This window comes from Micromonospora sp. AMSO12t (genome assembly GCF_008806585.1).
Lineage (GTDB): Bacteria > Actinomycetota > Actinomycetes > Mycobacteriales > Micromonosporaceae > Micromonospora > Micromonospora reichwaldensis.
In genome coordinates this window covers 1-11443 of the sequence record NZ_WAAS01000212.1, presented here as the reverse complement: position 1 = coordinate 11443, position 11443 = coordinate 1, and the positions used below count along the sequence as shown (strand labels likewise).

The window sequence follows — 11443 nt, the reverse complement described above, 5'->3', positions numbered from 1 at the left end:
TGGCGGTTCGCGGCTTCCATCCCCCGCCACAACTGCATGATCGACGAGGCGAGGGCGGCGGGGACGGGGACGGGTCAGCGGGCGGCCAGGCGGGCGGCCCGGGCGTCGCGCTTCTCCTCGAAGCGGGTGGCGGCGCGGTCCAGGTCGTCGAGGTGCGTCGCGATCTGGTCGCGGGCGGTCTCGCCGTCGGCGTCGAGCCCCGTCACGTTGAAGACGTCCCACTGGCGCAGCACCGGCGCCACCACCTCGTCGCGGTGCTGGCGCAGGTCGTAGATGCCGGCCAGGGCGATCGCCACGGACTTGCGGGCGAAGCCGTCGATGCCGTTGCCGGGCATCTGGAAGTCGGCCACCACGTCGGCGACCGCCCGCATCGCCTGGCTCGGCGCCAGCTCGAAGGCGGCGGCCAGCAGGTTGCGGTAGAAGACCATGTGCAGGTTCTCGTCGGCAGCGACCCGGGCCAGCAGCGCCTCGCAGGCCGGGTCGCCGGTGACCCGACCCGTGTTGCGGTGCGAGATCCGGGTGGCCAGCTCCTGGAACGAGACGTACGCCAGGGAGTGCAGCACCTCGTCGTCGTGGACGTTGGCGTAGCCGGCGGACATGTGCGTCATGCGGGCCCGCTCCAGCGCCACCGGGTCCACCGCCCGGGTGACGGTGAGGTAGTCGCGGATGGCGGTGCCGTGCCGACCCTCCTCGGCGGTCCACCGGTGCACCCACGTGCCCCAGGCGCCGTCGCGGCCGAACAGGGTGGCGATCTCGTGGTGGTACGAGGGCAGGTTGTCCTCGGTCAGCAGGTTGACGATCAGCGCGGTACGGGCCACGTCGGGGATCGTCGAGTCGCTCTCCGCCCACGCCTCGCCGCCCAGCGGCCCGTCGAAGGTGCGCCCCTCGCTCCACGGCACGTACTCGTGCGGGAACCACTCCTTGGCGACGGCCAGGTGCCGGTCGAGGTTCTTCTCGACGACGGGTGCCAGTTCGAGGAGCAGGGCGGTCTGGCTGAGTGCGGTCACGACGATCTCCCTACGGTGGCGTAACTTACGCCACCGTAGGTCCGATCGCGCGTACGCGCCAGTAATGTCTCAGCTGACCAGCGGCCTGAGGTCCGCCCGGGGCGGCGTCCACTCCCCCGCCGCGGCGGCGGCCTGCTCGCCGGAACGGATGTCCTTGACCTCGTCGGCCGCGCCGTCCACCCCGGGGAACCAGACGTACGGGATGCCCCGCCGCTCGGCGTAGCGGATCTGCTTGCCGAACTTCGCCGCGCTCGGCGACACCTCGGTCGGCACGCCCCGCGAGCGCAGCGCCTCGGCCACCCGGTTGCTGGCGGCGCGCTGCTCCTCGCTGGTCACCGCGACCAGGACGCAGGTCGGCACGTCCCGCGACACCGACAGCGCGCCGGCGCCGAAGAGCAGCCCCAGCAGCCGGGTCACCCCGATCGAGATGCCGACCCCCGGGAAGCGGGTGGCGCCGGCGCTGGCCAGGTTGTCGTACCGGCCGCCGGAGCAGATCGAGCCGAACCGCTCGTAGCCGATCATCTGGGTCTCGTAGACCGTGCCCGTGTAGTAGTCCAGGCCCCGGGCGATGCGCAGGTCGGCCACGCAGAGCCCCGGCGAGTGCGCGGCGGCCGTCTCCACCACCCGGACCAGCTCCTCGACCCCCTCGTCGAGCATCGGGTCGCTGACGCCCAGCGCGCGGACGGCGTCGGCGAAGGAGGCGTCCGGGGCGGAGATCTCCGCCAGCGACAGGACCGCCTTGGCCTGCGCCTCGCTCGCCCCGGCCGTCTGCGCCAGCAACTCGGCCACCCTCGCCGGACCGATCTTGTCGAGCTTGTCCACCGCGCGCAGGGCCGCCTCCGGGTCGGTCAGCCCGATGCCCCGGTAGAAGCCCTCGCAGATCTTGCGGTTGTTGACCTGGATGCGCACCGGCGGGATCGGCAGCGAGCGCAGCGCGTCGCCGATCACCAGCGGCATCTCCGCCTCGTGGTGCGGGGCGAGGGTGTCGCGGTCGACGATGTCGATGTCGGCCTGGAGGAACTCGCGGTAGCGCCCCTCCTGCGGCCGCTCGCCCCGCCAGACCTTCTGGATCTGGTAGCGGCGGAACGGGAACTGGAGCTTGCCGGCGTTCTCCAGCACGTAGCGGGCGAACGGCACGGTCAGGTCGAAGTGCAGGCCGAGCGCGTCGTCGCCGGTCGGGCCGTCGGCGTCGGCCTGGAGCCGCCGGATCAGGTAGACCTCCTTGGAGGTCTCCCCCTTGCGCAGCAGCTGGTCCAGCGGCTCCACCGCACGGGTCTCCAGCGGGGCGAAGCCGTACAGCTCGAAGGTGTCGCGGATCTTGTCGAGGACGTACTGCTCGATCATCCGCTGCGCGGGCGTCCACTCCGGGAAGCCGGAGATGGGCGTGGGCTTGCTCATGATGCTCCGTTCGCGGTCCCGCGCGGGCGGCGCGGGCGAAGAGTCGGCGCGGCCGGCCACGGCCGCGGGGTGAGAAGTCGGTGCGGCCGGTCAGAGGCCGCGGGCGGGGGCCGCCGGTCGCGCGCCGCCACCCGCCACCTCGACGAGGTACGGGTTGGTCGCGCGCTCGCGGCCGATGGTGGTCGCGGGGCCGTGGCCGGGCAGCACGACGGTGTCGTCGGCCAGCGGGAGGATCTTGTCCCGGAGGCTGGTGACCATCCTCGTCATGCTGCCGCCCGGCAGGTCGGTGCGGCCGATGGAGCCGGCGAACAGCACGTCGCCCGAGAGGCAGAGCTGCTCCGCCTCCCACGACGAGCCGGCGGCCGGCAGTCGGAAGAGCACCGACCCGCCGGTATGGCCCGGGGCGTGGTCGACGGTGATCTCCAACCCGGCGAGGGCGAGCGTGGCGCCGTCGGTCAGCTCGGCGACGTCCTCCGGCTCGGTGTACGGCAGCCGCCCCCCGAAGAGCGCCCTGAGATCCGCCGACAGCCCCTTGGCCGGGTCGGCGAGCATCTCCCGGTCGCCGGGGTGCACGTACGCGGTGATGCCGCGCGCGCCGCAGACCGGCGCCACCGAGAACGTGTGGTCGAGGTGGCCGTGGGTGAGCAGGACGGCGGCCGGGTGCAGCCGATGCTCGGCCAGCAGGGCGTCGAGCCGGTCGAGCACCCCGATGCCGGGGTCGACCACCACGCACTGCTCCCCCGGCGCGGCGGCGACCACGTAGCAGTTGGTGCCGAAGGCGTCCGCGGGAAAGCCGGCCACGAGCACGTCCGCTCCCCTTCCGTCGAGTGGGTTGCCTGTCAGCAGCCTATCGGGCGGGGCGAGGAGGTTCTGCGCGTGCGTCCGGGGCGTTCCGTGTGGCACCGATCGTGCCCGTTTCAGGCATCGCGTCCGGCGACGATCGCGTGCGTCCCGTGGGCTCCGCCGGGCGCAGTGACGCGTTCCGATAAACCCGGCCCGGACCTCGTACACCACTTTCCCAGTCGGTAGCCGTACACTCTGGCGGGCGTGTGGCGTGGCGCACCCGCCGCCGAACGGGCGCAGGACGCCCGACCACCGGTGACGACCAGGGTAGAGGAAGGGGAGCACGGGTGGCTTCCAGCAGGGACCGGCAGCGCAAACTGGCGCGTGCCAAGCTCGACCGGCAACTCGCCCGCCGGGCCTCGGCCGTCAAGCGTCGTCGGCAGATCCAGGCCGGCGTCGGCGTCGCCGTCGTCCTCGCGCTGATCGTGGGCGGCTCGGCGTGGGCGCTGGGCGCCTTCGACGACGAGCCGAAGGAGAACACGGCCGCCGAGGACGTCTGCCTGTGGACGCCGCAGGACGCCACCGCGAACACCAACCTCAAGGACGTCGGCACCCCGGCCACCGAGGGACTGCCCACCGACGGCGTACGTCCGATGACGGTCACCACCAACCAGGGTGCGCCGATCACCGTCGAGCTGGACCTGGCCGGCGCCCCGTGCGCGGCGGCGAGCATCGCCCACCTGTCCAGCCGGTCGTTCTACGACAACACCAAGTGCCACGAGATCACCGCCGACGGCGCGGTGCGCTGCGGCGACCCGAGCGGCACCGGGCTCGGCGGCCCCACCTACTCGTTCTACGACGAGAACGTGCCCACCGCGCCGTCACCGTCGGCCAGCCCCGCCGCCGGCCAGCCCGCGACGTACCCGAAGGGCACGGTCGCGATGATCGCCAACCCGCCGGGCGCCAACGGCAGCCAGTTCCTGATGTTCTTCAAGGACTTCACCACGGCCGACCCGAAGTATCCGATCATCGGCCGGGTCACCGGTGGGATCGACGTGGTGGCGAAGATCGGTGCCAAGCCGACCGTGGACAATGGGACGGGGGCCAAGGTCAAGCCCAAGGACGACGACGTGGTCGTGCAGAGCCTGACCGTCGGCGAGCCCGTGGCGCAGGCGACCTCGGCACCGACGCCGCCCGCTTCGGGCGCTCCGGCGGCCAGCCCGAGCGCCGGCTGACCCGGCCGCCCCACCAATCGCAGCGGCACCGACCGCGCCACCCGACAGCCCAGGAGGATCCAGGCGTGACGTCCACCAGAGAGCGGCAGCGCGCGGCGGCGCGCGCCCGGCTCGAGAAGGAGATGGCCGAGCGCGCGGCCAGGGCCCGCAAACGCCGGCAGACCCAGGCGATCGTGGGGGCCGCCTCGGTCCTGGTCCTCGTCGTCGCCGGCACGGTCTGGCTCGTCACCACCCTCGGCGGAGACGACGACAAGACCGACACCGCAGGCCCGGGTGCCGGCAACGTGCAGTGCGCCTGGACCGAGATCCCCACCGACCAGCGGTCCCCGCAGATCAAGGACGTCGGGGTGCCGGCCGTGCAGCAGTCGGCCACGGGCACCCAGACGATGACGATCGACACCAACCTGGGCCCGATCACCGCCACGATCGACCGGTCGGCGGTGCCCTGCACCGCGGGCAGCTTCACCCACCTGGCGGAGAAGAACTTCTTCGACAACAGCAAGTGCCACCGGCTGGTGACCGAGGGCATCAAGGTGCTCCAGTGCGGTGACCCCGGCGCGACGGGCAAGGGCTGGCGCGAGACCGACGGCACCGGCGGCCCGAGCTACCGGCTCGCCGAGGAGAACCTGCCCACCGACAAGCGGCCCCCGTACCCGGAGGGCGTGATCGCGATGGCCAACTCGGGCCAGCCGGGCAGCACGGGCAGCCAGTTCTTCATCGTCTACGGCGACTCGCCGCTGGACCCGAACTACACCGTCCTGGGCACCATCACCGGCGGCATGGACCTCGTGAAGCAGGTCGCGGCGGCGGGCGACGACAAGGCGTTCGCGAAGCAGGCCGGTGGCGGCCACCCGAAGAAGGAAGTCACCATCAACAAGCTCACCATGAGCGCCCCCCAGGGCTGACCCGCACCCCAGCCGTACGACGAGCGCCCGCCGGCCCCGCCGGCGGGCGCTCGTCCGTCCCACCCGCACACCAGCGCCCCGGCTCGGTCGGTGCCGGGCCGGGGCGCGGGTGTGCGAGGGGTTGGCGGGGTCAGGCGCCGGAGGTGACGCGGTACGCGTCGAAGACGCCGTCCACCTTGCGGACCGCCGCCAGCAGGTGGCCCAGGTGCTTCGGGTCCGCCATCTCGAAGCTGAACCGGCTCACCGCCACCCGGTCGCGGGTGGTGGTGACCGTCGCGGAGAGGATGTTCACCCGCTCCTCGGAGAGCACCCGGGTCACGTCGGCGAGCAGCTTGTGCCGGTCCAGCGCCTCGACCTGGATGGCGACCAGGAACGTGGACGCCGAGGTGAGCTTCCAACTCACCTCGACCACCCGCTCGGCCTGCGCCCGCAGGTCCTCGGCGTTGGCGCAGTCGTCGCGGTGCACGCTCACGCCGCCGGAGCGGGTGACGAAGCCGAAGACCGAGTCCGGCGGCACCGGCGTGCAGCAGCGCGCCAGCTTGATCCACACGTCGCTGACCCCGCGTACGACCACGCCCGGGTCGGCGCTGCTCTGCCGGCTGCGGGGCGGACGGGTGGCGACGGCGGTCTCGGCGATGTCCTCCGCCGCGCCCTCCTCGCCGCCGTACGCGGCCATCAGCTTCTGCACCACCGACTGGGCGGAGACCTGGCTGTCGCCGACAGCGGCGTAGAGCGAGGCCACGTCGGCCAGGTGCAGGTCCCGGGCGATCGCCATCAGCGCGTCGGAGGTGAGCATCCGCTGCAACGGCATGCCCTGCTTGCGCATCGCCTTGACGATCGCGTCCTTGCCGGCCTCGATCGCCTCCTCGCGCCGCTCCTTGTTGAAGTACTGCCGGATCTTCGTCCGCGCCCGCGGGCTCTTGACGAAGCCCAGCCAGTCCTGCGTCGGGCCGGCCGTGTCGGACTTCGAGGTGAAGATCTCGATCACGTCGCCGTTGGACAGCGTCGACTCGAGGGGCACCAGCTTGCCGTTGACCCGCGCCCCGATGCACTTGTGGCCCACCTCGGTGTGCACCGCGTACGCGAAGTCCACCGGCGTGGAGCCGGTCGGCAGCGGGATGACGTCACCCTTCGGGGTGAAGACGTACACCTCCTGGCTGGACAGGTCGAAGCGCAGCGCGTCGAGGAACTCGCTCGGGTCGGCCGCCTCCCGCTGCCAGTCCAGCAGCTGGCGCAGCCAGGTCATCTCGTCGATGTGCGCGGGCGGGCCGACGATCTGGGTGCCCTTGTGCTCCTTGTACTTCCAGTGCGCGGCGATGCCGAACTCGGCGGTGCGGTGCATCGCGTACGTGCGGATCTGCATCTCCACCGGCTTGCCGGTGGGCCCGATGACCGTCGTGTGCAGCGACTGGTACATGTTGAACTTGGGCATGGCGATGTAGTCCTTGAACCGGCCCGGCACCGGCTGCCAGTTGGCGTGGATCACGCCCAGCGCCGCGTAGCAGTCGCGCACCGTGTCGACCAGGATCCGCACCCCGACCAGGTCGTAGATGTCGTTGAAGTCGCGACCCCGCACGATCATCTTCTGGTAGATCGAGTAGAGGTGCTTCGGCCGCCCGGTGGTCTCCGCCTTGATCTTGGCGGCCTTCAGGTCGGTCTGCACCTTCTGGGTGACCTGGCGCAGCAGCGCCTCGCGCTGCGGCTGGTGCTCCCCGATGAGGCGGTTGATCTCCTCGTAGCGCTTCGGGAAGAGCGTGCCGAAGGCCAGGTCCTCCAGCTCCCACTTGATCGTGTTCATACCCAGCCGGTGGGCCAGCGGGGCCAGGATCTCCAGCGTCTCCTTCGCCTTCTGCTCCTGCTTCGGGCGGGGCAGGAAGGTGAGGGTACGCATGTTGTGCAGCCGGTCGGCCAGCTTGATCACCAGCACCCGCGGGTCCTTGGCCATCGCGACGACCATCTTGCGGATCGTCTCGGCCTTGGCCGCGTCGCCCAGCTTGACCTTGTCGAGCTTGGTGACCCCGTCGACCAGCAGCGCCACCTCGCCGCCGAAGTCGGCCCGCATCTGGTCGAGGGTGTATTCCGTGTCCTCGATCGTGTCGTGCAGGAGCGCGGCGACCAGGGTGGTGGTGTCCATGCCCAGGTTGGCCAGGATCGTGGCGACCGCGAGCGGGTGGGTGATGTAGGGGTCGCCGGACTTGCGGTACTGCCCGGAGTGCCAGCGGGCCGCCGTGTCGAAGGCGCGCTGGAGCAGCCGCGCGTCCGCCTTGGGGTGGGCGTCCCGGTGGGTCGAGATCAGCGGCTCCAGCACCTCGCTGACCTGCGAGGACTGCCAGGGCGCGTTGAACCGGGCCAGCCGCGCCCGGACCCGGCGGCCGGTGGGCGCGGTGGAGAGCGCAAAACCGGCGCTCGGCATGTGGTCGCCGACGACGTCGGCGGGGAACGGAAGCAGGACCCCCTCGGTCGCCGCGCCCGCGCCGCCGGCCGTGGCCGCCGGCGTGTCGGGGCGTACGGGCTCGGCCGGGACGGTCACGCCGGGGCCCGCCTCCGGGGCCTGCGCGTCACCGTTGGTTGCGGTCGCCGAGCCGTCCGCGTCGCCTGTCGGGTACACCGTGCCCTCCACCGGAGGGGCGACATCGTGGGACACCGGCCTCCTCACCGCTCGCCGGGAAGTCACCGACCGTGCGCCGGCCGGCCTGGTCTCGCGCTGACCGGACGGGTCCCGCCCGGTCAGCAAAGGGCAATGCTACCCGCACGCACGGTGCCCCGCCGCTCCGCCGGACGGTCCCCACCGGGTCCGCCCGACGGTCGGCGGGGTCAAACGGTCAACAGGGCATGCACCGGGCGCGGGGCCAGCCGCTCCCGGCCGCCGAGGAAGGCGAGCTCCAGCAGGACGGTGAAGCCGGCCACGGTCCCGCCGGCCCGCTCCACCAGGTCCAGCGTCGCCTCGGCGGTGCCGCCGGTGGCCAGCACGTCGTCGACCACCAGCACCCGGTGCCCGGCCGTGAAGGCGTCCTCGTGCACCTCCAGCGTGGCCTCGCCGTACTCCAGGGCGTAGGAGGCCGAGTAGGCCGGACGGGGCAGCTTGCCGGCCTTGCGCACCGGCACGACGCCGACCCCGGTCGCGTACGCGATGGCGGCAGCGACCACGAACCCGCGCGCCTCGATGCCGACGACGACGTCGAACGACTCCCGCCCGTGGTACGCGACGATCCCGTCGATCACCTGACGGAACGTGTCGCCGTCGGCGAACAGCGGCATCAGGTCCTTGAACATGACGCCGGGCTTCGGGAAGTCGGGCACGTCGAGCACCCGGCTGGCGACCAGCGCGGCGGTGGCCGGGCCGCTGTCTCCCCGTACCCCGGTGCTGTGGGTCTCCGTCACGGCAGTTCCGCTCCCCTTCACGACGACGGCGTCCTGCATGCTGCTCGCACAGCATGAAGGACGCCGTCGGATCGGTTCCTACCGGGTCAGCCCGGCCCGGCTCAGCGCCGCTTGCCGCCACCCGGCCGGTTGCCACCGCCGCCGGCGGGTCGGCCGCTCCGGGCGCCGGTCGGCCGCTTCCCGGCCGGTCGGGCGCCCACTCGCGGCGCCGCGCCGGCCAGCGCGGCCGACTCCGGGTCGACCGGCTCGTCGTCGGAGTCGTCGGTACGCGGGGCGGTGCCCTTGCCGGTGACCTCGCCACGGGCGATCGCGCCCCGGCGGGCCAGCACCCGCTTGTTGTGCGCCTGGATGCGCGGGTCGTAGTTCTTGAGCAGCACCAGCAGCGGCGTGGCCAGCAGGATCGAGGTCAGGAACGCCACCGCCATACCGACGAAGAGCACCAGGCCGAGGTCCTTCAGGGTGCCCGCGCCGAGCAGGCCGGCACCGATGAAGAGCAGACCACCGACCGGCAGCAGCGCGACCACCGACGTGTTCAGCGACCGCATGAGGCTCTGGTTGATCGCCAGGTTGGCCGCCTCGCCGTACGTCTGGTTGTTGTTCGCGGTGATGCCGCGCGTGTTCTCCTGCACCTTGTCGAAGACCACCACCACGTCGTAGAGCGCGAAGCCCAGAATCGTGAGGAAGCCGATGACCGTCGACGGGGTGACCTCGAAGCCGACAAGCGAGTAGATACCGGCGGTGAGGATCAGGTTCATGATCAGCGAGGAGACCGCGGCGACCGCCATCCGCCACTCGAAGCGCAGGATCAGGTAGATCATCACCACCGCGATGAAGATGACCAGACCGAGCAGCGCCCGGGAGGTGACCTGGCTGCCCCACGCCTCGCTGACCTGGTTGCCGCTGATGGTGGCGGCGTCGATGCCGAACTCGTCGGCGATCTCGTCCTTGACGGCGTTGGCCTGCTCGGTGTCGAGCTGGGTGGTCCGCACCTCGTAGAAGTCGCCCCCGGTGCCGCCGACCTTCTGGGTGGTGACGACCTTGGCGTCGCCGCCGGCCGCGGCCAGGGCGTCCTGGACCTTCAGCTCGGTCTGCTCCAGGGTGCCGACGCTCGCCGGGATCTGGAAAGAGTTGCCGCCGGCGAACTCGATGCCGAGGCTGAAGCCGCGCAGCCCGAAGCTGAGCAGCGACAGCAGGATCAGCACGAGCGCGACGCCGAACCAGAGCTTGCGCCGGCCGATGATGTCGAGGCCGGCCTCGCCGCGGTAGAGGCGGCTCGCGAGACCACTCTTTGCCATCTCAGGCCTCCTTCACGCGCGGGTTGCGGGGCTTGGCCGGCTCGGCCGTCCGCGGCGGGAGCGCCCGGCCGAGACCGCTGACCCGCGGGGACAGGAACGCGGAGGTGCGGGCGAACATCGTCATGATCGGGTGCCGGAAGAGGAAGACCACGACCAGGTCCAGCACCGTGGCCAGGCCGAGGGCGAAGGCGAAGCCCTTCACCGTGCCGACCGAGACCACGTAGAGCACCACCGCCGACATCAACGTGATCGCGTTGGCCGAGATGATCGTGCGGCGGGCCCGGATCCAGGCACGCGGCACCGCGCTGCGCGGGCTGCGCCCCTCCCGGATCTCGTCCTTGAGCCGCTCGAAGTAGATGACGAACGAGTCCGCCGCCACACCTAGTGACACGATCATGCCGGCGATGCCGGCGAGGGTGAGGGTGAACCCGATCTGCCGGCCGAGCACCACCAGCGCGCCGAAGACCAGCAGCGCCGACAGGACCAGGCTCAGGAAGATGACGGAGCCGAGCAGGCGGTAGTAGAAGAACGAGTAGATGATGACCAGCAGCATGCCGATGCCCGCCGCGAGCAGACCGGCCCGCAGGTGGCTGGCGCCCAGGGTGGCGGTGACGTTCTGCTGCTCCTGCGCCTCGAAGGTCACCGGCAGCGCGCCGTAGCGCAGCTGGCCGGCCAGGGCGCTGGCGTCGCGCTGGTTGAAGTTGCCGGTGATCTGCGAGTTGCCCGTCAGCACGCCCTGGATCTCGGGCGAGGAGACGATCTCGTTGTCGAGCACGACGGCGACGCGGCACTTGCCGTCCTGGCCGAGGGCGGTGGCGTCGCAGGCCTGGCCCTCGTTGTTGAACGCCTCGCGGGTCAGGTTGGTCCACTTGTCCTGGCCGGGGCCGGAGAAGTCGAGGCTGACGACCCACTGGCTGGTCTGGTCCAGCACCGCGCTGGCGCCCTCGACGTCGGTGCCCAGCACCTTCGCCTGGTCGAGCAGGTACTTCGCGGCGCCGTCCTCGCAGGCCACCGCCTGCTGGTTGGCGGCCGAGATCGACGCCGGCGGGCGCTTGTCGAGCTGGGCGCAGCTGATCTGCGGCACGTTGAACTGCATCGTCGCCGGCAGCACCGCGACCTCGCGCGGGTCGAGAGCCGCGAACGGCTTGAGCTTCTCCGCCAGCGACGGGTCGGCGGCCAGGTCGGCCGGGGCCTGGAGGCCGCTGGCGGCCGCCCAGGCGGCGGCGCCGACCTTCTGCTCGACGGCCTTGCGCTGGTCCTCGATGCTCTGCGGCACGGGCTCGGCGCTGGCGCTCGGCGTCGGGGTGGCGGCGCCGGCCGAGGGGGTGGCGCTCGGCGCGGCCGACGCGCTGGCGCTCGGGGCCGGGGCCATGCCGCCCTGGCCGCCGCTGGGCGACGCGGTCGCCTTCGGCGCGGCGCTGCCCGACGGGGCGGCGCTG

9 protein-coding genes are annotated in these 11443 nt (G+C 72.0%); 2 read left to right on the top strand and 7 right to left on the bottom strand.

Features of this window, described 5'->3' with window-relative positions:
* Positions 1-74: 74 nt before the first annotated feature.
* From F6X68_RS24520 to F6X68_RS24510, 3 genes are all read right to left on the bottom strand, one after another.
* A complete protein-coding gene (locus F6X68_RS24520) occupies positions 75-1007 on the bottom strand; it encodes an acyl-ACP desaturase (protein WP_151456495.1) in 933 nt (310 codons plus the stop codon).
* 69 nt (positions 1008-1076) lie between these two features.
* Entirely contained in the window at positions 1077-2405 is a 1329-nt protein-coding gene (hisS, locus tag F6X68_RS24515) for a histidine--tRNA ligase (protein ID WP_151456494.1), read from the bottom strand.
* A gap of 90 nt (positions 2406-2495) precedes the next feature.
* On the bottom strand, positions 2496-3212 hold the full coding sequence (locus tag F6X68_RS24510; RefSeq protein WP_151456493.1) for an MBL fold metallo-hydrolase: 717 nt from the start codon (positions 3210-3212) through the stop codon (positions 2496-2498).
* Positions 3213-3535: 323 nt separating this feature from the next.
* Here F6X68_RS24510 and F6X68_RS24505 point away from each other — a divergent pair, with 323 nt between their 5' ends.
* On the top strand, positions 3536-4423 hold the full coding sequence (locus tag F6X68_RS24505; protein ID WP_151456492.1) for a peptidylprolyl isomerase: 888 nt from the start codon (positions 3536-3538) through the stop codon (positions 4421-4423).
* Between the two features lie 65 nt (positions 4424-4488).
* Complete coding sequence (locus F6X68_RS24500) at positions 4489-5328, top strand: peptidylprolyl isomerase (RefSeq protein ID WP_151456491.1); 840 nt, start codon at positions 4489-4491, stop codon at positions 5326-5328.
* A 130-nt stretch (positions 5329-5458) separates the two neighbouring features.
* Here the strand turns inward: F6X68_RS24500 and F6X68_RS24495 are convergent, their stop codons facing one another.
* The 4 genes from F6X68_RS24495 to secD form a co-directional block, all read right to left on the bottom strand.
* Positions 5459-7972, bottom strand: a complete 2514-nt coding sequence (locus F6X68_RS24495) for a bifunctional (p)ppGpp synthetase/guanosine-3',5'-bis(diphosphate) 3'-pyrophosphohydrolase (protein ID WP_151456490.1) — start codon at positions 7970-7972, stop codon at positions 5459-5461.
* Positions 7973-8142: 170 nt separating this feature from the next.
* Complete coding sequence (locus F6X68_RS24490) at positions 8143-8709, bottom strand: adenine phosphoribosyltransferase (protein ID WP_151456489.1); 567 nt, start codon at positions 8707-8709, stop codon at positions 8143-8145.
* 101 nt (positions 8710-8810) lie between these two features.
* A complete protein-coding gene (gene secF / locus F6X68_RS24485) occupies positions 8811-10004 on the bottom strand; it encodes a protein translocase subunit SecF (protein WP_151456488.1) in 1194 nt (397 codons plus the stop codon).
* Between the two features lies 1 nt (position 10005).
* The coding region (gene secD / locus F6X68_RS24480; RefSeq protein WP_151456487.1) for a protein translocase subunit SecD at positions 10006-11443 on the bottom strand (1438 nt) is incomplete at its 5' end.

Excerpts from the sequence above, each read along its gene's own strand:
- hisS (WP_151456494.1), bottom strand. The coding sequence starts at position 2,405 with ATGAGCAAGCCCACGCCCATCTCCGGCTTCCCGGAGTGGACGCCCGCG.
- secF (WP_151456488.1), bottom strand. The coding sequence starts at position 10,004 with ATGGCAAAGAGTGGTCTCGCGAGCCGCCTCTACCGCGGCGAGGCCGGC.